Annotated in this window: 20 protein-coding genes; 5 read left to right on the plus strand and 15 right to left on the minus strand. The window is 71.4% G+C overall.

Annotated features, from left to right (window positions below):
- Positions 1–313 precede the first annotated feature (313 nt).
- Positions 314–1009 carry a DNA-3-methyladenine glycosylase gene (locus DTL70_RS05945; protein WP_114020801.1) on the minus strand — a complete coding sequence of 232 codons (696 nt, stop codon included), beginning with the start codon at positions 1007–1009 and terminating at the stop codon, positions 314–316.
- Between the two features lie 103 nt (positions 1010–1112).
- On the opposite strand from DTL70_RS05945, the gene DTL70_RS05950 reads away from it, so the two are divergent.
- On the plus strand, positions 1113–1895 hold the full coding sequence (locus DTL70_RS05950; RefSeq protein WP_114020802.1) for a sporulation protein: 783 nt from the start codon (positions 1113–1115) through the stop codon (positions 1893–1895).
- Between the two features lie 73 nt (positions 1896–1968).
- On the opposite strand, the gene DTL70_RS05955 is transcribed toward DTL70_RS05950, so the two are convergent.
- Positions 1969–2400, minus strand: a complete 432-nt coding sequence (locus DTL70_RS05955) for a barstar family protein (protein ID WP_114020803.1) — start codon at positions 2398–2400, stop codon at positions 1969–1971.
- Between the two features lie 177 nt (positions 2401–2577).
- Between DTL70_RS05955 and DTL70_RS05960 the strand changes: the two genes are divergently transcribed.
- Positions 2578–3117, plus strand: coding sequence for a YbhB/YbcL family Raf kinase inhibitor-like protein (locus DTL70_RS05960; RefSeq protein WP_114020804.1), 540 nt, complete (start codon positions 2578–2580; stop codon positions 3115–3117).
- Positions 3118–3725: 608 nt separating this feature from the next.
- Positions 3726–4238: an HNH endonuclease gene (locus tag DTL70_RS05965; protein WP_114020805.1), complete on the plus strand. Its 513-nt coding sequence runs from the start codon at positions 3726–3728 to the stop codon at positions 4236–4238.
- 69 nt (positions 4239–4307) lie between these two features.
- Here DTL70_RS05965 and DTL70_RS05970 read toward each other — a convergent pair whose 3' ends face one another.
- From DTL70_RS05970 to DTL70_RS05985, 4 genes are all read right to left on the minus strand, one after another.
- Entirely contained in the window at positions 4308–5075 is a 768-nt protein-coding gene (locus DTL70_RS05970) for a sulfite exporter TauE/SafE family protein (RefSeq protein WP_114020806.1), read from the minus strand.
- Between the two features lie 111 nt (positions 5076–5186).
- Positions 5187–6164, minus strand: a complete 978-nt coding sequence (locus tag DTL70_RS05975) for an SPFH domain-containing protein (RefSeq protein WP_114020807.1) — start codon at positions 6162–6164, stop codon at positions 5187–5189.
- An 84-nt stretch (positions 6165–6248) separates the two neighbouring features.
- Positions 6249–6680, minus strand: coding sequence for an NfeD family protein (locus DTL70_RS05980; RefSeq protein WP_114020808.1), 432 nt, complete (start codon positions 6678–6680; stop codon positions 6249–6251).
- A gap of 13 nt (positions 6681–6693) precedes the next feature.
- A complete protein-coding gene (locus tag DTL70_RS05985) occupies positions 6694–7485 on the minus strand; it encodes an ABC transporter ATP-binding protein (protein WP_114020809.1) in 792 nt (263 codons plus the stop codon).
- A 115-nt stretch (positions 7486–7600) separates the two neighbouring features.
- Here DTL70_RS05985 and DTL70_RS05990 point away from each other — a divergent pair, with 115 nt between their 5' ends.
- The gene (locus DTL70_RS05990) at positions 7601–8428 is read left to right on the plus strand and encodes a hypothetical protein (RefSeq protein ID WP_114020810.1); all 828 of its coding nucleotides are present in this window, start codon (positions 7601–7603) and stop codon (positions 8426–8428) included.
- 86 nt (positions 8429–8514) lie between these two features.
- Here DTL70_RS05990 and DTL70_RS05995 read toward each other — a convergent pair whose 3' ends face one another.
- The 4 genes from DTL70_RS05995 to DTL70_RS06010 form a co-directional block, all read right to left on the minus strand.
- The gene (locus tag DTL70_RS05995) at positions 8515–8763 is read right to left on the minus strand and encodes a chaplin (RefSeq protein WP_114020811.1); all 249 of its coding nucleotides are present in this window, start codon (positions 8761–8763) and stop codon (positions 8515–8517) included.
- Positions 8764–9013: 250 nt separating this feature from the next.
- A complete protein-coding gene (locus tag DTL70_RS06000) occupies positions 9014–9652 on the minus strand; it encodes a response regulator (RefSeq protein ID WP_114020812.1) in 639 nt (212 codons plus the stop codon).
- Positions 9645–10829, minus strand: coding sequence for a GAF domain-containing sensor histidine kinase (locus DTL70_RS06005; RefSeq protein WP_425470319.1), 1185 nt, complete (start codon positions 10827–10829; stop codon positions 9645–9647). The genes DTL70_RS06000 and DTL70_RS06005 overlap by 8 nt, the downstream gene beginning before the upstream one ends.
- A gap of 164 nt (positions 10830–10993) precedes the next feature.
- Positions 10994–13759, minus strand: a complete 2766-nt coding sequence (locus DTL70_RS06010; RefSeq protein ID WP_245979048.1) for an FHA domain-containing protein — start codon at positions 13757–13759, stop codon at positions 10994–10996.
- Positions 13760–14079: 320 nt separating this feature from the next.
- Here DTL70_RS06010 and serB point away from each other — a divergent pair, with 320 nt between their 5' ends.
- On the plus strand, positions 14080–15336 hold the full coding sequence (serB, locus tag DTL70_RS06015) for a phosphoserine phosphatase SerB (protein ID WP_114020919.1): 1257 nt from the start codon (positions 14080–14082) through the stop codon (positions 15334–15336).
- A 71-nt stretch (positions 15337–15407) separates the two neighbouring features.
- On the opposite strand, the gene DTL70_RS06020 is transcribed toward serB, so the two are convergent.
- The 5 genes from DTL70_RS06020 to DTL70_RS06040 all read right to left on the minus strand — a co-directional run bounded on the left by DTL70_RS06020 (position 15408) and on the right by DTL70_RS06040 (position 18965).
- Positions 15408–15881, minus strand: coding sequence for a carboxymuconolactone decarboxylase family protein (locus tag DTL70_RS06020; RefSeq protein ID WP_114020814.1), 474 nt, complete (start codon positions 15879–15881; stop codon positions 15408–15410).
- Positions 15882–16220: 339 nt separating this feature from the next.
- Complete coding sequence (locus DTL70_RS06030; protein WP_114020815.1) at positions 16221–16736, minus strand: SixA phosphatase family protein; 516 nt, start codon at positions 16734–16736, stop codon at positions 16221–16223.
- Between the two features lie 138 nt (positions 16737–16874).
- A complete protein-coding gene (locus DTL70_RS06035; protein ID WP_181860801.1) occupies positions 16875–17099 on the minus strand; it encodes a hypothetical protein in 225 nt (74 codons plus the stop codon).
- A gap of 205 nt (positions 17100–17304) precedes the next feature.
- Positions 17305–17421, minus strand: coding sequence for an SGM_5486 family transporter-associated protein (locus DTL70_RS34740; protein WP_274709432.1), 117 nt, complete (start codon positions 17419–17421; stop codon positions 17305–17307).
- A gap of 17 nt (positions 17422–17438) precedes the next feature.
- Complete coding sequence (locus tag DTL70_RS06040; protein ID WP_181860814.1) at positions 17439–18965, minus strand: CynX/NimT family MFS transporter; 1527 nt, start codon at positions 18963–18965, stop codon at positions 17439–17441.
- Positions 18966–18991 lie beyond the last annotated feature (26 nt).

Below are 18991 nucleotides of genomic sequence, written 5' to 3' on the forward strand. Positions count from 1 at the left end.
GGCAGGTCGGGGTATCAACATATCTGGCGTTGACTTTTGGCACGCTGTTGAGTTCTCAAGGAACGGACGCTTCCTTCAAAACCGTCTCACGGGTTTCTCCGGACGTTTGCCCTTTCGGTGTTCACTACTTTAGCTCGTTCTCCCCGAGACTCATAATCGAGATCTTTCCGAGTCGTTTTTCGGCGCACCGAAAGCGACCCCGGCGAAGGGGTGTACGTTCCTGGGTAGTGATGTGCCGCTTTTCTTACGGGGGCGCTCTCACTGGGCTGTGAACCCGTGGCAAGCCGTCCCGTCTTCAGCGGCTCGGTCTACGTTAAGGGGTCGAGCGGTTCGCGTCAAGCGCCGGGCGGCGGTGCCGTGGTTTGTGGGGGCGGTACGGGCTGACCGTCGGATCGTCGGCGAGCCAGAAGCGCCAGGGGTGGTGGGCGCCCTCTCCGCCGACTCCGGTGCGGGGGCCGCTGCGTACCGCGTCGGCGTCACCCGGCTCTCCGGCCAGGACACTCAGCGGCGCGGTGGCGTCGTGGGAGCACACGTCGGCGCCGTTCAGCTCGCGATCCACGGCCAGTGCCGTGGCGAGGCGGGCGGGGCCCTTGGCGAGTTCCGCGTCCTTGCGGGCCTTGGGCCGGCGGTGCCTGGCCTCGTCCACCCCTTCGAGTACCTCACCCGCGCGGATCAGCACACCGCCGGCGTGCCCCTCGGGGCCGCACACGAGGTTCAGGCTGTACCACATGCCGTAGATGAAGTAGACGTACGCGTGCCCCGGGGGGCCGAACATCGAGGCGTTGCGTGCGGTCTTGCCCCGGTAGGCGTGGGAGCCCGGGTCGGCCTCACCCGCGTACGCCTCGACCTCCGTGATGCGCAACTGCATGCGTCCCTGCGGCGTCGTGCGTACCAGGATGCGGCCGAGGAGCTCGGGAGCGACATCCAGGACAGGACGGTCGAAGAAGGTTCGGGGGAGGTACGGGTGGTCGCCGGTCGTGCTGGGATTGCTGTCTCGGCCTGCGATCATGCCCTCCGAGCGTACAAGAACCGCGCGAAGGAGCGGCGTGCGAGCGCCGCGCCACGAGAAATGGCCGCGCTTCCGCCGGGAAGCCGGATGGGGAGGACGAGGGATGGGCTTCAAGAAGCTGTTCGCGAGCATGGGTATGGGCAGCGCGTCCGTCGACACCGTGCTGCACGAGCCGCACGCCGTGCCTGGGGGTGTGGTCCAGGGTGAGGTGCGGATCGAGGGCGGCTCCGTCGAGCAGGAGATCCAGGCGCTGTCCGTGGGTCTGCAGGCCCGGGTCGAGGTCGAGACGGACGACGGCGAGATGCATCAGAACATCGAGTTCGGTACCCAGCAGCTCGGGGGCGAGCTGACCCTGCACGAGGGCGCTTCGCACGTGGTGCCCTTCAGCCTCGAGGTTCCGTGGGAGACGCCGGTCACCACGTTCCTGGGGCAGCAGCTGCGGGGGATGCAGCTGGGGGTGTGCACGGAGCTGGCGATCGCGCGGGCCGTCGACTCGACCGACCTGGACCCCGTGGAGATCCATACGCTGCCCGCGCAGCAGGCGATTCTGGACGCGTTCGGGCAGCTGGGCTTCCGCTTCAAGTCGGCGGACATGGAGAAGGGGCACATCCGCAACACGCGGCAGCGGCTGCCCTTCTACCAGGAGATCGAGTTCCACGCGCCGCAGCAGTACCGGGGGCTCAACCAGGTCGAGCTGTCCTTTGTCGCGGACTCGCGCGGGATGGACGTGGTGCTGGAGATGGACAAGAAGCCGGGGCTGTTCTCGGAGGGCAGTGACACCTTCCGCGCGTTCCCCGTGGACTTCGACACCTACCAGCTGACGGACTGGGCCGGGTACCTCAACCAGTGGCTGGCCGAGGTCGGCGGGAAGCGCAACTGGTTCTGACGCGGCCGGTGGCGGTTCGGCCCCGCTCGACTCTCCCGGCCGGACGCCGGCTGCGGCGCACCGCGGACCCCGCTCAGCCCAGCAGGATGCTGAGCGGGGTCTCGCGTACCGCCCAGAAGCCGACGGCGGCGGTGAAGACCTCCGCTGCGGCGGCCGCGTCCTCGGGGTCGGCCGCTTCGAACTCCGTCCAGCCGGTGGCCAGGAACAGGTAGCCGCGGGTCTCGCCCCACCAGGACAGGTCGGTGAGGAGGTCGGCGAGGGCGTCCCAGTTGCGGCCGAAGTAGTCGGGGAGTTCCAGTCCGGTGGCGCAACGCTCCATGAAGTCGGCTTTGCTGCCGACGCCGGTCAGGTCCACGACCGCGTCGAACCAGCCGGCTGCGTCCGCCTGCATGAGGGCGTCGGGCCCCACGGAGGGGAACCGGTAGACGCCGGGGGGCACCGAGGCGTCGAAGAGGCCGGGAAGGTCGGCCTGGGGCAGCTCGGGCAGTTCCACGGGGCTGGTCATCTCATACCACCGCTTCGGGTCTCGTCGTGGTCACTCGCTCGAAGGCGCCCGCGGTTGCGGGCGTGGGGCTGGGGTGTACGGGGTGTGCTTACGCACCCTGGACATGGTGGCAAAGAGAGGCTGCCTCGATCGTTAGGCTGGCCGGTACAGCGATTCGCGTGACGAGGAGGTTCCGACGTGACCGACCAGCAACGGCGCCCGCTTCCCCATGACTTCCACCCCCCGGTGCCGTCGATTCGTGTGGTGAGCGACGATCTGGCGGACGGCGGCCATCTGGGTTCCGCACAGGTGTACGCGGAGGGGAACATCTCTCCGCACCTGCGGTGGGACGGCGCCCCGGAAGGGACGAAGAGCTACGCCGTGACGTGCTTCGACCCGGACGCGCCGACCGGCAGCGGTTTCTGGCACTGGTCCGTCTTCGACATCCCGGCCTCGGTGACCGAGCTGCCCGCGGGTGCCGGTACGGGTGAGATGAAGGGGCTCCCCGAGGGCGCCGTGCACGTGCGCAACGACTTCGGGACGCGGGACTTCGGCGGAGCCGCGCCGCCGCCCGGGGACGGGCCGCACCGCTACGTGTTCACCGTCTACGCCGTGGACGCGGACAAGCTCGGTCCCGACGCCGGTGCGACGCCCGCCTTCGTCGGGTTCAACCTGCGCTTCCACACGCTCGCGCGGGGCCACGTCATCGCCGAGTACGAGATCCCTGCGGAGGGCTGACCGACAGCCCGGCTCACCGACTGACCGGCTCCCCGGCTGACCGGCAGTCCGGTTCCCCGGAAGAGCGGAAGCCGGTCTCCCGCTCTCCCGGGGGAGCGGGAGACCGGCTTCCGGCCGACTGGCCGGAACAATTCCGTTGCGCCGCGCCTCGTGCGCGGCGCAACGTGTATCACGGGCAGTCGGCACCGTGGCGCGGTACGCCACCGCGAGCGGGGACGGCAGGCGCTCATCGACGCCGCCGTCCGCCGGAGTCCGGCCGGGGGTCGGACGACCGCGCCGGCTGCCTTCGACGCGCCTCCCCTGCCGCCCGCCCCACTGGGCACTCGCGCCCTTCCTCCCGCGCCCGCTCCCCTGCCTCTCCCGCGCTTCCGGCGGCCGGCGGTCCTCCCCGTCTCCCCGGGGCTCCCTTTCCTTCTCGACCTGGTGTTCCCGGACTCTTCACGCGCCGTACAGCGGGCAGAAATTGCGTTGTCGGCCTGCGGGGACAGCGGCACAGTGGAGCCACCCGGCGCAGGGGCGCACGGGGTGAAAGCGGAGGAACCGGCAAGAAGCCGAAGGAATCGGGAAAGACCGAGGGATCCGAGGGGGTCCAAGGGGAGGCGGGCGGGATGCGGGAGACGTTGGTGCTCAACGCGAGCTTCGAGCCACTGTCGACGGTGTCGCTGCGGCGTGCCGTGGTGCTCGTGATGCGGGAGAAGGCCGTCGTCGAGCAGTCGCATCCCGGGCTGAGGGTGCGCGCGGCGCAGCTGGAGATACCGGTGCCCCAGGTGATCAGGCTGCGCAGGTTCGTGAGAGTGCCGTTCCGACAACGGGCGTCGTGGTCGCGGCGGGGCGTGCTGGTGCGGGACCGGCACAGGTGTGCGTACTGCGGGCGCCGGGCGACCACGGTGGACCACGTCGTTCCGCGGTCCCACGGGGGCGGCGACACGTGGCTGAACACGGTCGCCGCGTGTGCGGCGGACAATCACAGGAAGGCGGACCGTACGCCCGCGCAGGCGGGGATGCGGCTGCTGGTGAAGCCGTTCGAGCCGACGCCGGCGGACTCCCTGCTGCTGGCGCTGGGGCTCGGGGAGGGCGACACGCTGCCCGAGTGGCTGACGGTGCCGGCGGCCACGGCGTGAGGTCCCTTCCGCGGCCCGCGCGCCCGGACGGCGGCAGGGGCCTCGCCGGCCGGGGCGGTCCCCCTCGGGTCAGTCCAGTATCAGCTGGACGATGGCGACCAGGCCGACGGCGACGATGACGCCGCGGAGCACCCCGGGGGCCAGCTTGCGTCCGATGCGGGCGCCGAGCTGGCCCCCGGCCGCCGATCCGAACGCGATCAGCAGGACGGCCGTCCAGTCGACGTCGGCGACGAAGACGAAGAAGACGGCGGCGACGCCGTTGACGACGGCTCCGAGGACGTTCTTGACGGCGTTGATGCGCTGGAGGTCGTCGTTGAGCAGCAGCCCCATCAGCGCCACGTAGATGACGCCCTGCGCGGCGCCGAAGTATCCGCCGTAGGCGCTGGCGACCAGGATGCCGCTCTGGAGGGGGACGCCGCCGTGCGGGTGTCCTGTGCTGTCCTTGCGTGCGCGCCGGCGGCGGACGGCGGCGGCCAGCCGTGGCTGGAAGACGACGAGGACGAGCGCGACCGCGATCAGCACCGGGACGATCATGTCGAAGGCGCTGCTGGGGAGGGTGAGCAGCAGGATCGCGCCGGTCAGTCCGCCGACGAGGGCGACGCCGCCGAGCCGCAGGACGCGGCCGCGCTGGCCGCGCAGCTCCCTGCGGTATCCGATGGCTCCGCTGACGGAGCCGGGGACGAGACCGATGGTGTTGGAGACGTTGGCGGTCACCGGCGGCAGGCCGACCGCGAGCAGGACGGGAAAGGTGATGAGGGTGCCGGAGCCGACGACGGTGTTGATGCCGCCGGCGGCGATTCCCGCGGCGCAGACGGCGACTGCCTCCCATATGGTCACGCGAAGCCCCTCCGGTGATCGGTGTCAGTGCCACTGATCATGCCCGAGGGGCGGATGCGCGTGTGCGCCGCGTCCGGCTTCCGGACGACGCGCCTCCCTGGCGGTGTGCGCTCAGGAGTCGAGCGGGGGCTGCTCGCGCGGGGGCTTGGTGACGGTCGGCGGGGTCATCTGGCTGGGGACGCCGCCACGGCTGCCGCCGTTGCCGCCGCCGCTGTCGGGGCGGAAGTTGTCGAGGGCACCGCCGAGGCCCTTGAGCGCGTCGCCGATCTCGCTGGGGACGATCCAGAGCTTGTTGGCGTCGCCCTCGGCGATCTTCGGGAGCATCTGGAGGTACTGGTAGGAGAGCAGCTTCTGGTCCGGGTCCCCTGCGTGGATGGACTCGAACACCGTACGGATGGCCTGCGCCTCACCTTCGGCGCGGAGCGCCGCGGAGCGGGACTCACCTTCGGCGCGCAGGATGGCCGACTGCTTCTCGCCCTCGGCGGTGAGGATCGCCGACTGGCGGACACCCTCGGCCTGGAGGATCGCGGCGCGCTTGTCACGGTCGGCGCGCATCTGCTTCTCCATCGAGTCCTGGATGGAGGTCGGCGGCTCGATGGCCTTGAGCTCGACGCGGTTGACGCGGATGCCCCACTTGCCGGTGGCCTCGTCCAGCACACCGCGCAGCGCGGCGTTGATCTCCTCGCGGGAGGTGAGGGTGCGCTCCAGGTCCATGCCGCCGATGATGTTGCGCAGCGTGGTGACGGTGAGCTGCTCGATCGCCTGGATGTAGCTGGCGACCTCGTAGGTGGCGGCCCGGGCGTCGGTGACCTGGTAGTAGATGACGGTGTCGATGTTCACCACGAGGTTGTCCTGGGTGATCACCGGCTGCGGTGGGAAGGGCACGACCTGCTCGCGGAGGTCCACGCGGTTGCGGACCGTGTCGATGAAGGGGACGACGATGTTGAGGCCCGCGTTCAAGGTGCGGGTGTACCGTCCGAAGCGCTCCACGATCGCGGCGCTGGCCTGCGGGATCACCTGGATCGTCTTGATGAGCGCGATACAGACGAGCACCACCAGGATGATCAGGACGATGATGATGGCGTCCACGGCCTTGCCCCCTGCATCTTGTTATCGCCTCTTGTGTACGTGCCGCTCGTGCAACTGCCGCTCGCTGTGCGGTTGCTCACGCCATCACATCACGACGGCGGTGGCTCCGTCGATCTCGACCACATCCACCTCACTGCCCGGCTCGTGGGTCGTCGACGCGTCGAGCGCGCGGGCCGACCAGATCTCGCCGGCGAGCTTGATGCGGCCGCTGCGCCCGTCGACCTGTTCCAGCACCACGGCCTGCCGGCCCTTGAGTGCCTCCACGCCGCTGGCCAACGCGGGCCGTTCGGCACGGGAGCGGCGCGCGAGCGGTCGTACGACCAGGATCAGGGCCACCGAGACGACGGCGAAGACCACGACCTGGGGGACGGCTCCCCCACCGAGCCCGGCCGTTCCCGCGGCCGCGACCGCGCCCACCGCGAGCATGCCGAACTCGGGCATGGCCGTGATGACGAGCGGGATTCCCAGCGCTGCGGCGGCCACCAGCCACCAGACCCATGCATCCACGGGTCCCATGGTAGGCGCGAGCTCAGCGCAGCGGCAGGCCCTGTGCGGTCCAACGGCCGTTCTGCGTCTCGACGACGAGCGGGAGGCCGAAGCAGAGCGAGAGGTTGCGGGAGGTCAGTTCCGTCTCCAGCGGGCCCGCGGCCAGCACCCGGCCCTGGCGGATCATCAGGGCGTGGGTGAAGCCGGGCGGGATCTCCTCGACGTGGTGGGTGACCATCAGCATGGAGGGGGCGTAGGAGTCGCGCGCGAGCCGTCCGAGGCGGCGGACGAGGTCTTCACGCCCGCCCAGGTCGAGTCCGGCGGCGGGCTCGTCGAGGAGCAGCAGTTCGGGGTCCGTCATCATGGCGCGGGCGATCATGGTGCGCTTGCGCTCGCCCTCGGAAAGGGTGCCGAACCTGCGGTCGAGGTACTCGGACATGCCCAGGCGGTCGAGGAAGGCACGGGCGCGGTCCTCGTCGACCTTCTCGTAGTTCTCCTGCCAGTGCGCCGTCATGCCGTAGGCGGCGGTGAGCACGGTCTCCAGCACGGTCTGGCGGCGGGGGAGCTTCTCGGACATCGCGATGCTGGCCATGCCGACGCGCGGGCGCAGCTCGAACACGTCGACGCCGCCGAGCTGTTCGCCCAGGATGCGGGCGGAGCCCGAGGTCGGGAAGAGGTAGCTGGAGGCGACGTTGAGCAGGGTGGTCTTGCCCGCTCCGTTGGGACCGAGGATGACCCAGCGCTCGCCCTCCTTGACCGACCAGGAGACGTCTTCCACCAGAGCGCGTCCGTCGCGGACCACGGATACGTCCACCAGCTCCAGTACTTCGCTCATGAGCGCGTTGTCTCCTATTGCAGTCGCGTTTGAGTGCCTGTGGGCACATTCCCCAGGGGAAAACCTACGCCACCGTGTGCGAAAGCCTCTCCCTAGGCTTCCCTAGGCTGGGTCCATGCTCACTGAACCTCGTTCCGGGCGGTTGGCCGCCTGGGGAAACGCGCTCTTCGCCGGTCTCGTCTCGCCCGACGAGGCCGCCGAGCGCATCGTTGCGGGCGACGCCGTGCACCGTGTGGCGCTGCCGGATGAGGAGGGCGCGCCGGTGGGGCTGACGCTGGCGCTGGGCCGGCTGCGGTCGCTGGGCGCGGTCGGTCTGCGGGTGGCGCTGCCGGTGCCGGGCCACCCGCTGGGGCTGAGCGGACCGCCGGGGTTCAACGCGCGGGCGGTGGCGGCCGAGGAGGCGGTGCTGGTGCACGGCGCCGCGCTGGGTCTGGTTCCCGCCGTGCACGAGGCGGGCCCCCAGGGGGCGGATCCCGAGGACGTGCACACCGAGGTGGTGTGGGAGTGCCTGCCGGTGCGCGAGACGCCGCCCGCCGACGTGCCGTCGCTCGCGGAGGCCGAGCGGGAGCTGGCGGAGGCGTTGCGGGAGGCCACCGAGGTGCTCACCCGGCTGGACGTGGCGGGTTCGGGGCCGGTCGCGGACGCGGCGCTGGAGGCGTACCGCGCGCGGATGGAGGCGGGCAGGCAGCTGCTGGCTCCCGGCTATCCGCCGCGTGCGGTGCGGGTGCTGGAGCTGGCCCAGCGGGTGGGGGCGCTGGTGGCGATCGCGTACGGCGGCGGTGGTGACGGGCGTGAGCACGGCGGGGCGCTGAGCGCGTCGGCGATCGCGGCGCGCGCTGAGGCGCTGCGCCCCGTGGAGCGTACGGCGCGGCGGGCGCAGGTGGCCGCGTACAACGCGTACGCGGAGGAGCTGGAGCGGCGCCGGGAGGGCGGGCGGCCCTGAGGCTCGGGGGCTGTCGGGCTGTAGGACCGCGGGGCTCAGGGCCCCGAGGCTCCGTGGCCCGGGGCCCGCCCTTCCGGCGCGGCGCCTCAGTGGTTGACGGCGTGGTTGCCGAAGACGGGGTTGAGGACGCCGACGACGTTCACGGAGTTGCCCGAGACGTTGGCGGGAACGTGGATCGGGGCCTGGACGAGGTTGCCGGAGCCGACACCGGGCGAGTTGGTGGCCGCGCCGCGGGCGTCGGCATGGTGCCCGGTGGCGAAGGCGGTGCCGGCGGAGGCACCGGCGGCGACACCGGCGGCGGCGATGACGAGGGCGGCCTTCTTGGCAGTGTTCATGGGGTGTTCTCCCTGTGGAATCAGCTGATCGCACCGCGGACGGGCGCCGCGGGCACACCAGGGAGAACGGGCACCCGCCGGTGGGGATACGCAGAAAAGATGACGACCACACGACGGTATGAACGACCGGGCCGGAGCGAACGGAAGACCGAATTCTCTGGCTCTCCGTGACGCGCACCGGCGCGGTCGGCGCGTCACCCCCTCAACCGGTGACCGTTCAGCGGAGCCACCCCGTCACCCCGTCACCCCGTCACCCCGTCACCCCGTGGCGGACTGCCCACAAGGCGGCCTGGGTACGGTCGGCCACGTCCAGCTTCATCAGGATGTTGGAGACGTGCGTTTTGACCGTCTTCTCCGACAGCACGAGGGCCCGCGCGATCTCCCGGTTGGAGCGGCCGTCCGCTATCAGGCCGAGCACCTCGCGTTCCCGCTCGGTGAGTGCGGGGCCGCGACCCGCGCCGCCGCCCTGGTCATCGGTGAGCAACGCGCCGGCGACCTCGGGCTGGAGCAGCACGTGACCCGCGTGCACGGAGCGGATGGCGCCCGCCAGCGCCTCGGGGTCGACGTCCTTGTAGACGTATCCGGCGGCGCCGGCGCGCAGGGCGGGCACGACCGTGCGCTGCTCGGTGAAACTGGTGACGATCAGCACCCTGGCCGGGTTGCCGCGCTCCCGCAGCAGGCGCAGGGCCTCGACACCGTCGGTGCCGGGCATCTTGACGTCCATCAGGACGACGTCGGGGCGCAGCTCCTCGGCACGGGCGACTCCCTCGTCGCCGTCCGAGGCCTCCCCCACGACCTCGATGTCATCCTGCACCTCCAGGAACGTGCGCAGTCCTCGCCGTACGACCTGGTGGTCGTCGACGAGCAGGACCCGGATCCGGTCAGCCACCTGGCACCTCCATGGAGACGACGGTGCCCTTGCCGGGCTCCGAGTGAACGGTCAGCGCACCGCCGACGCCGGAGGCCCTGTCCCGCATCGAGACGAGCCCGAGGTGCCGGCCCGCCGAGCGGACCGCGGCCGGGTCGAAGCCGGCGCCGTCGTCGGTGACGGTGAGGACGACGGCAGGCCCCCGGCGGGCGAGAGCGACCCGCACGTGTGCGGCGTCCGCGTGCCGCAGTGCGTTGTGCAGCGCTTCCTGGGCGACGCGCAGCAGCGCTTCCTCCTGCGCCGAGGGCAGAGCCCTGACACCGTCGCACACGAAGTCGACGCGGGCGCTGTGCGCGCGGTCGAGGACCTGCGCCTGGGTGCGCAGGGTCGCCACCAGCCCGTCCTCGTCGAGCGCGGCGGGGCGCAGCTCCACGACGGCGGCCCGCAGCTCGTCGGCCGCCTCCCCGGACAGCCGCGCGACCTCGTGCAGCTCCGCCTTGGCCCGGGCGGGGTCGCGGTCGACCAGCGCGGTGGCGGCCTGGGCCGTCAGCCGCAGCGAGAAGAGTTTCTGGGCGACGGCGTCGTGCAGCTCATGGCCGATGCGGGAGCGCTCCTGGGCGATGGTCAGCTCGCGGCTGCGCTCGTAGAGGCGCGCGTTGGTGAGGGCGAGCGCCGCGTGCTGGGCGAGCAGGCGCAGCAGTTCCTCGTCGTCCTCGGTGAAGGCGCAGGGCCGCTCCTGGGAAGCGGGGCGCCTGGGGGCCTTCTCGGCGGAGCCGCGCTCGTCCGCGAGGCAGCGCTTGTTCGCCAAGAAGAGCGCGCCGAGTACCTGCTCGCCGTCGGCGATGGGCATGCCGAGGAAGTCGGCCATCATCGGGTGCGCCGAGGGCCAGCCGCCGAAGCGGGGGTGCTTGCGGACGTCGGCGAGGCGCTGCGGGGTGGCGTCGTGCAGCATCGCGGCGAGGATGCCGTGCTGGCGGGGCAGCGGGCCGATGGCCTTCCACTGCTCGTCGCTGACCCCGGCGACGACGAACTGGGCGAAGCCGCCGTGATCGTCGGGGACGCCGAGTGCCGCGTACTCGGCGTCGAGCAGGTCGCGGGCGGAGGCGACGATCGTCTGGAGGACGTCGCGCACCTCCAGCCTGCGGTTCATGGCGAGCAGCGCCGCGCTGACCGCGGCGAGCCCGGAGCGGGGGACCATGCGGATCACCGTACTCGCGGGAGGGGTCTCGCGGGATCGGACCGCGGCCAGGGGCGTGGCCGCCCTGTGGTCCTAGGTCGGTGGTCCCAGGGCCCTGGAACAGCGCGCGAGGGGGCACCCTCGGGCGGGTGCCCCCTCGCTCCGTGCGGACGTGTCCGCGTGGCTTACTTGCGCATGATCTCCGGCTCGTGGCGGCGCAGCAGGCGGATGACCACGAAGTAGCAGAGGATGCCCATCACGACGAGGATGCCGACGTCCATCGCCCACTGGTCCAGGGAGTGGTCCCACAGCGGGTCGGTGTTGGTGGGGTCCTTCTTGTCCTGCGGCATCAGGCGGCCGAGCTCGACCGTGGTGCCCAGGCCCGCGATGGCCCACCGGGACGGCATCAGCCAGGCGAACTGCTCGACGCCCGGGCTGTCGAACAGCTTGAAGAGCACGCCGGTGAAGACGACCTGGATGACCGCGAAGAGGACGAGCAGGATCATCGTCTTCTCGGAGGTCTTCACCAGCGAGGAGATGATCAGGCCGAACATCATCGAGGTGGCGCCGAGGGCGATCATGACCAGGGCCATCTCGAGGGCCGGGTTGGTGATCAGCAGGCCCTCTTCGGGCAGGTCGCGCGGGAAGAAGCCGACGACGCACATGAGCACGCCCTGGATGGCGGCGACGACGCCCAGCACGATGACCTTCGACATCAGGTACGCCGAACGGGACAGTCCTGTGGCCCGTTCGCGTTCGTAGATGACGCGTTCCTTGATCAGCTCACGTACCGAGTTGGCCGCGCCGGAGAAGCAGGCGCCGATGGCGAGGATGAGCAGGATCGGCCCCGCGTCGCCGTTGGTCTTGCCCGCCGGTGCCGTCAGCCCGTAGTCGGACGGCATCAGTGTGCTGACGAAGCCGAGGATCAGCGGGGTGACGAAGGACAGCACGAGGAAGGAGCGGTCCGAGACGATCACCGACATGTAGCGTCTCATCAGCGTCCACAGCTGACTGCCCCAGCTCTGCGGTTTCTGCAGCCGTTGCGGCTGCATCGCCTGCTGTTGCGCGGCGTAGGGGTCCTGCGGCGACTGCTGGTCGATGTCGGCCGCGTACATCTGGTAGTGCTGCGAGCCCTGCCAGCGGCCCATCCAGTCGTAGTCGCGGTAGTTCTCGAAGGCGGAGAAGACGTCGGCCCACGAGTCGTAGCCGAAGAAGTTCAGCGCCTCCTCGGGCGGCCCGAAGTAGGCCACACCGCCGCCGGGCGCCATCACCAGCAGCTTGTCGCACAGGCCGAGTTCGGCCACCGAGTGGGTGACGACCAGTACCGTGCGGCCGTCGTCGGCCAGGCCGCGCAGCAGCTGCATGACGTCGCGGTCCATGCCCGGGTCGAGACCCGAGGTCGGCTCGTCCAGGAAGATCAGCGACGGCTTGGTGAGCAGCTCCAGGGCGACCGAGACGCGCTTGCGCTGGCCGCCGGAGAGGGAGGTGACGCGCTTGTCGGCGTGGATGTCGAGCTTGAGCTCCGCCAGCACCTCCTCGACGCGGGCGTTGCGTTCGGCCTCGGCGACGTCACCGGGGAAGCGGAGCTTGGCCGCGTAGCGCAGCGCGGTGCGGACCTTCAGCTCCTTGTGCAGGATGTCGTCCTGGGGGACGAGGCCGATGCGCTGCCGCAGCTCGGCGAACTGCTTGTAGAGGTTGCGGTTGTCGTAGAGGACCTCGCCCGCGTCGGCCGGCCGGTACCCGGTCAGTGCGCGCAGCAGCGTCGACTTGCCGGACCCGGAGGGGCCGATGACGCCTATGAGCGACTTCTCCGGTACGCCGAAGGTGACGTTGTTGAGGATGACCTTGCCGCCGTCCACCTTCACCGTCAGGTGGCGGGCGGAGAAGGAGACGTCACCGGTGTCGACGAACTCCTCCAGCCGGTCGCCGACCAGCCGGAAGGTGGAGTGGCCGATGCCGACGATGTCCTGGGGGGTGATCGTCACCGTCCCGGACTTGGGCATCGGCTGGCCGTTGACGTAGGTGCCGTTGTGGCTGCCCAGGTCGCGGATCTCGGCGCGTCCGTCGGGTGAGGCGTGGAACTCGGCGTGGTTCCGGGAGACCTGGAGGTCGGAGACGACCAGATCGTTCTCCAGCGCACGGCCGATGCGCATCACCCGGCCGAGGGAGAGCTGGTGGAACGTCGTCGGGCTGCGGTCCCCACCACCGGTCTGGCCGCCCGCGGCGGGACCGCTCCCCTGCGGGCCCGTCCCCTGCGGGCCCAGCGCACCGTGCGGCACAGGGCCGCCCTGCTGCGGCACGTGCTGCTGCGGCACGTGCTGCTGCGGCACGCCCTGCTGCGGCACGTGCTGCTGCGGCACGCCCTGCTGCGGCACGTGCTGCTGGGGGTACTGCTGCGGAGGCGCCTGCTGCGCGTAACCCTGCTGGGGCATCTGCGGTGCCTGCTGCATCTGCTGCGGCATCTGGGGCGCCTGCTGCTGCCAGCCCGGGTGCGGCTGCTGGGGTTGCTGCGGGGGTTGCTGGGGCTGCTGACCCCAGCCGGCACCCTGACCACCGGGCACGATGCCCGGCTGCTGCGTCGGGGCGCTGTGCGCGGCCGCCGCCTGACCGGCTGCCGCCCCCTGCGCGTACATGCCGCCTGCCGGGGCCTGCCCGCCCGCGCCGGCGGAGAAGGTGAGCTTCGGCCCGTCGCTGGCGTTGCCCAGGTGAACGCTCATGCCGGGGGCGAGCTCCAACTGCTGGAGCCGGCGCCCCTGCACATAGGTGCCGTTGGTGCTGCCGTGGTCCTCAATGACCCAGGCACGCCCTCCCCAGCGCACCGTGGCGTGTCGCCAGGAGACCCTGGCGTCGTCGATCGCGACGTCCCCCTGCGGATCGCGGCCGAGGGTGTACGCCCTGGACGGATCGAGCGTCCAGGTCTGTCCGTTCAATTCCAGTACGAGTTCCGGCACTCCATGCCCCACAAAGTTGTCCCCCGAGGTACCCCCTGCCGAGAGGGAGTCTAGGGATGGCGAACATCGTGGGGAACTATTCCAGGCGCGGCCCTCCGACAGGAAGCCGGGCCAGCGACAGGGACCAGGCTGTGACCATTCGGTTGAGCTGTGCGGGAGAAAGGGTCCTGGCCGTCGATGCGGGGCGGATCGGCACCGATCCCGACTGATACGGACAAGCCGCGTGACGGGTGCGGACGGGTGCCGTGGCCGGTTCGCGGGCGGTCGGCGACCGGGCCGAGGCGGGGCGCCCGGCGGGGCGGCGGTACTGTGGCAGGACCATGAGCGCAGATGTGGCCACGCCTCCGTCGTACGCCGACACCCCGACCCTCCTCGTCAAGATCTTCGGAAGGGACCGGCCCGGTATCACCGCCGGGCTCTTCGACACCCTCGCGGCGTTCGCCGTCGAGGTCGTCGACATCGAGCAGCTGGTCACGCGCGGCCGCATCACGCTGTGCGCACTGGTGACCGCTCCCACGGCGGGGACCGGCACAGAGGGCGAGCTGCGCGCCACGGTGCACAGCTGGGCCGAGTCGATGGGCATGGAAGCCGAGATCATCTCCGGCACGGGCGACAACCGGCCGCGCGGCACGGGCCGCTCGCACGTCACGGTGCTGGGCCACCCGCTGACCTCGGAGTCGACCGCCGCCATAGCGGCCAGCATCACCTCCACGGGCGGCAACATCGACCGCATCTTCCGGCTCGCCAAGTACCCGGTGCTGGCGGTCGAGTTCGACGTCTCGGGGGCGCAGACGTCGCTGCTGCGCACCTCGCTGGCGCTGGAGGCGAAGAAGTACGGCATCGACGTCGCCGTCGTCGCCTCCGGGCTCCAGCGCAGGGCCCAGCGGCTGGTCGTCATGGACGTGGACTCCACCCTCATCCAGGACGAGGTGATCGAGCTGTTCGCCGCCCACGCGGGCTGCGAGGCGGAGGTCGCCGAGGTGACGACCCGGGCCATGCGCGGGGAGCTGGACTTCGAGCAGTCCCTGCACGCACGCGTGGCGCTGCTGGCCGGGCTGGACGCCTCGGTCGTGGACAAGGTCCGCGAGCAGGTGCGGCTGACGCCGGGCGCGCGCACCCTGGTCCGTACGCTCAAGCGGCTCGGCTACCAGGTGGGCGTCGTCTCGGGCGGCTTCACCCAGGTCACGGACGCGCTCCGAGAAGAGCTGGGTCTCGACTTCGCCTCCGCCAACACCCTGGAGATCGTCGACGGCAGGCTGACGGGCCGGGTCACGGGCGAGATCGTCGACCGCGCGGGCAAGGCGCGGCTGCTGCGCCGCTTCGCCGCCGAGGCGGGTCTCCCGCTGGCGCAGACGGTCGCCATCGGTGACGGCGCCAACGATCTGGACATGCTGAACACGGCGGGGCTCGGTGTCGCCTTCAACGCCAAGCCCCTGGTGCAGGAGAAGGCCCACACGGCGGTGAACGTGCCGTTCCTGGACACGGTGCTCTACCTGCTGGGCGTCACCCGGGAAGAGGTCGAGGCCGCTGACGGCCTCGTCGAGGCAGCCGGCGAGGACCGCGCCCAGCTGTACTGACCCGGAGCGCGCCGCGGCGGGCGGACCCCGCAGCGGCGCTCACCGTCTCCCCTCGGGCGGCGCCGTCACCGTCAGCCGAACTGGCCGGGCTGGTAGTCGCCCGCCGGCATCCGGAGCATGACGTTGCCGCGGTTGAACGCGTTGATGACGGCGATGACCCCCACCAGCGCCGCCAGCTGCTCCTCGTCGTAGTGCTCGGCGGCGCCTGCCCAGACCTCGTCGGTGACCCCGCCGGCCGCGTCGGCGACGCGGGTGGCCTCCTCGGCCAGCTCCAGCGCCGCGCGCTCGGCCTCGGTGAACACCGTGGCCTCCCGCCAGGCGGCGACCATGTTGAGGCGCTCAGCGGACTCCCCCGCGTGCACGGCGTCCTTGAAGTGCATGTCGGTGCAGAAGCCGCAGCCGTTGATCTGGCTGGCGCGCAGCTTCACCAGCTCCTGTGTGGCGGCGGGCAGCGTCGAGTCCCCGACCACCTTGTCGGCGGCGATGAGGTGCTTGAAGACCTTGGTGAGGACCGGGTTGGCGAAGGCGTTCAGGCGTGCTTCCATGATGCGCTCCACAGCGTCGTGCCGACGGTTACACACCCTTGACGAGGCGTCTCGGCCCAGTGTGACACGAGCCGGTGTGACGTGCGTCTCGCCTGCTGCCGGGCCGGACCGGCGGGGAGAGGCGCACGAGCGCCTCGCCGCATGACCCACCCCGCGCTCTCGTACGACCACCGCCTGGTCGACGGGGCCGACGCGGCCCGCCGTCTCGCCGCGGTCGAACAGGGGCTGGGAGGCGGCTCGTTCGCCGCCGAACCGGGCCTGCAGGCGGACGAAAGCGCCGCGGCACCCGACGGAGTGCCGCGGCGACGGGACGGTCGGCGGAAGGAGCTCAGCCGCGGCTCACTCGTGCGGGGACCAGAAGTGGGTGAGCTCCGCGCCGCCCGCCTCCAGGGACTTCCACGAGCCGGTGAACCGCAGGACGGCGACGGCCGCGGTGGGGAACCCGCGTGCCATCCGCTCCTGCGCGTCGTGGTCGGCGCTCCCGGCGAGCACGTCGGCGACGGACTGCATACCCGGGTTGTGGCCGACGATCAGCACATCCCGCACCTCGTCGGCGACTTCGTTCGCCACTTCGATGATCGCTCCGGGCGGCGCGTCGTACAGCCGCTCCTCGTAGACCGTTTTGGGGCGCTGCGAAAGGTGGGAGACGACCAGTTTCCACGTCTCGCGTGTGCGGGTCGCCGTCGAGCAGAGGGTCAGTTGCGGGGTGATGCCCTGACCGGCGAGCCACTCGCCCGCCGCGGGGGCGTCCAGGCGGCCGCGTTCGGCGAGAGGCCGCTCGTGGTCCGCCACCTGGGGCCAGTCCGCCTTGGCGTGCCGGAGAAGGACGATCTTGCGGGGCACATCGACGCTCATGTTTCCCAGCTTCGCACGAAACGCGGTGCCGGGCGCATGGTGTTGGACGGTTCATCCCGGGGTGGGTGACGGACAGTGATGACTTCCCCCTACGCGCCCCGTGCACGTCTCGGGGAACCGTGCGGGCCCGGCCGCGGGTCAGCCCGGCAGGCTGCTCCACAGGTGGACGAGGAAGGAGACCAGGGGGCTGCCCGCGGTCTGCTCGGCGGCGTCGGCCCGGCCGGCGCCGAGCAGCAGGACCAGCAGCAGTGCGAAGCCGAGCGCCGGGAGCACGGCCCCCCACCACGGCAGCCTCGTCTGTACGGCACGCGCCGCAGGGCGCGTCCGGCTTCCGTCTGTCATGCCGTGCGCGGGGGCCGTCATGGGGCTCGCCTCCGGGTTCCTCTGCTTCGTTTTCGTCGCTGTAAGGCGACGCTACGAAGCTTCGGGGGGTCGCCCCATCCGGTGAGCCACCCAGTTACCCCTGAAGCCAACCCCCTAGGGGATGGGGGGTTGGGTACACCTGCTGCGGCGAAGACCCGACGGCCCGACGTCGAAGACGGTGGTCCCGATCCGGGCCCGGCCCGGATCAGGGCGAGGCGATGCTGGCGATGACCCCGATGACGACCGTGACGGCGATCATCGCGCCGAAGATCATCAGCAGTTTCTTCTGCGGTTTGGGGGGATGCGGTTCGAGGACTGGCATGTGTGCCAGTGTCCCACTCAGCGTCCGTCCTCGATGACACGGTCCCTGCCCGCCAGCAGCCCCGACGCCATCTGCGCGACCATCAGCGCCGCCATCAGCACCAGGGGCATCCGCCAGTCGCCGCTCAGATCGTGCAGGGAGCCGACCAGCAGCGGTCCCGGTATGGAGAGCAGGTAGCCGGTGCTCTGCGCGAAGGCGGAGAGCTTGACCACGCCCGCGCTGGACCGCGACCGCATGCCGATCATGGTGAGCGCCAGCGGGAACGCGCAGTTGGAGACGCCGAGGACCAGGGACCACACCCATGCCCCCGAGGCGGGGGCCAGCCACAGACCGGCGTACGCGACCAGGCCGCAGACGCCGAGTGCCAGGACCAGCGGACCCTGGTGCCGCATCCGTGCGGCCATCTTCGGCAGGACGAAGGAGAGGGGGATGCCCATGCCCATCGTCACCGCGAGCATCGCACCGGCGGCGGAGGCGGAGACCCCCGCGTCGCGGAAGATCTGCGGCAGCCAGCCCATCGTGATGTAGGCGGCGGAGGCCTGGAGCCCGAAGAAGACGCCGAGCCACCAAGCGGTGGGCGACTTGGCGATACGCAGCGCGGACGCCTTCCCGGCGGGGGCCGCGGAGCCGGCCGGAGCTCCGGTGCCTGCGGGAGCTCCGGTGCCTGCGGGGGCCCCGGAGCCGGTCTCGCTTCCGGGGTGACGTCCGGCGGCGGGCGCCTCGGCCTCGTGATGGCGCGCCTCGCCCTCGCTGCGCGCCTCGGACTCGCTGCGCGCCTCGCCCTCGATCGTCTCCTCGGGGACGGCCTCCTGCTCGGCCCGCGGCTCGGGGCCCCGCGCCGAACGGTCACGGGTGATCAGGAGCCACGGGACGACGGCGAGGACGCCCAGCACCGCCCAGGCGCCCAGTCCGGCACGCCAACTGCCGCCGAGGGCGCCGGTCAGCGGCACGGTGACGGCGGCGGCCGCCGACGTGCCCATGGACAGCGCCATCGAGTAGAGCCCTGTCATGGAGCCGACGCGGTCGGGGAACCAGTGCTTGACGACGACCGGCATCAGCACGTTGCTCACCGCGATACCGGCCAGGGCGAGCGCCGTGGCCGCGAGGAAGGTGCCGGTGCCGCCCGCGAACGGGCGCAGGGCGAGCCCGAGGGTGACCGCGACCATGCCGGCCAGCACGACCGCTGCCGGACCGCGGCGGCGGGCCAGCCGGGGCGCGAGGCCGCCGAAGAGCGCGAAACAGAGCGGCGGTACGGAGGTGAGCAGTCCGGCGACGGCGCCGTTCATGTGCAGCCCACCGCGGATCTCCTCCAGGAGGGGGCCGAGCCCGGAGATGGCGGGACGCAGGTTGAGCGCCGCGATGACGAGCCCGACGGCGACGAGGCGGAGCATCCAGGGGGAGGCCACGGGGGCGGGGCCGCCGGGCTCGGGTGGCGACACCGGCGCGTCGGCGGTACGTGCCGCGTCGGGACGTTCGCGTACGCCGGTGGCGGCGGGTCGGCGGTCGGGCTCGTGCGGGGGATTCCTGCGGTCGTCGTCTGCCATGGCCATGAGGCCCATCATAGAATCAT

The organism is Streptomyces diacarni (assembly GCF_003323715.1).
Taxonomy (GTDB): domain Bacteria; phylum Actinomycetota; class Actinomycetes; order Streptomycetales; family Streptomycetaceae; genus Streptomyces; species Streptomyces diacarni.

Bases quoted from the DNA above. Each gene is read 5' to 3' on its own strand.
- DTL70_RS05945 (WP_114020801.1), bottom strand. From the start codon at position 1,009: ATGATCGCAGGCCGAGACAGCAATCCCAGCACGACCGGCGACCACCCG.
- DTL70_RS05950 (WP_114020802.1), top strand. From the start codon at position 1,113: ATGGGCTTCAAGAAGCTGTTCGCGAGCATGGGTATGGGCAGCGCGTCC.
- DTL70_RS05955 (WP_114020803.1), bottom strand. From the start codon at position 2,400: ATGACCAGCCCCGTGGAACTGCCCGAGCTGCCCCAGGCCGACCTTCCC.
- DTL70_RS05965 (WP_114020805.1), top strand. From the start codon at position 3,726: ATGCGGGAGACGTTGGTGCTCAACGCGAGCTTCGAGCCACTGTCGACG.
- DTL70_RS05980 (WP_114020808.1), bottom strand. From the start codon at position 6,680: ATGGGACCCGTGGATGCATGGGTCTGGTGGCTGGTGGCCGCCGCAGCG.
- DTL70_RS05985 (WP_114020809.1), bottom strand. From the start codon at position 7,485: ATGAGCGAAGTACTGGAGCTGGTGGACGTATCCGTGGTCCGCGACGGA.
- DTL70_RS05990 (WP_114020810.1), top strand. From the start codon at position 7,601: ATGCTCACTGAACCTCGTTCCGGGCGGTTGGCCGCCTGGGGAAACGCG.
- DTL70_RS05995 (WP_114020811.1), bottom strand. From the start codon at position 8,763: ATGAACACTGCCAAGAAGGCCGCCCTCGTCATCGCCGCCGCCGGTGTC.
- DTL70_RS06005 (WP_425470319.1), bottom strand. From the start codon at position 10,829: ATGGTCCCCCGCTCCGGGCTCGCCGCGGTCAGCGCGGCGCTGCTCGCC.
- serB (WP_114020919.1), top strand. From the start codon at position 14,080: ATGAGCGCAGATGTGGCCACGCCTCCGTCGTACGCCGACACCCCGACC.
- DTL70_RS06020 (WP_114020814.1), bottom strand. From the start codon at position 15,881: ATGGAAGCACGCCTGAACGCCTTCGCCAACCCGGTCCTCACCAAGGTC.
- DTL70_RS06030 (WP_114020815.1), bottom strand. From the start codon at position 16,736: ATGAGCGTCGATGTGCCCCGCAAGATCGTCCTTCTCCGGCACGCCAAG.
- DTL70_RS06035 (WP_181860801.1), bottom strand. From the start codon at position 17,099: ATGACGGCCCCCGCGCACGGCATGACAGACGGAAGCCGGACGCGCCCT.
- DTL70_RS34740 (WP_274709432.1), bottom strand. From the start codon at position 17,421: ATGCCAGTCCTCGAACCGCATCCCCCCAAACCGCAGAAGAAACTGCTG.
- DTL70_RS06040 (WP_181860814.1), bottom strand. From the start codon at position 18,965: ATGGCAGACGACGACCGCAGGAATCCCCCGCACGAGCCCGACCGCCGA.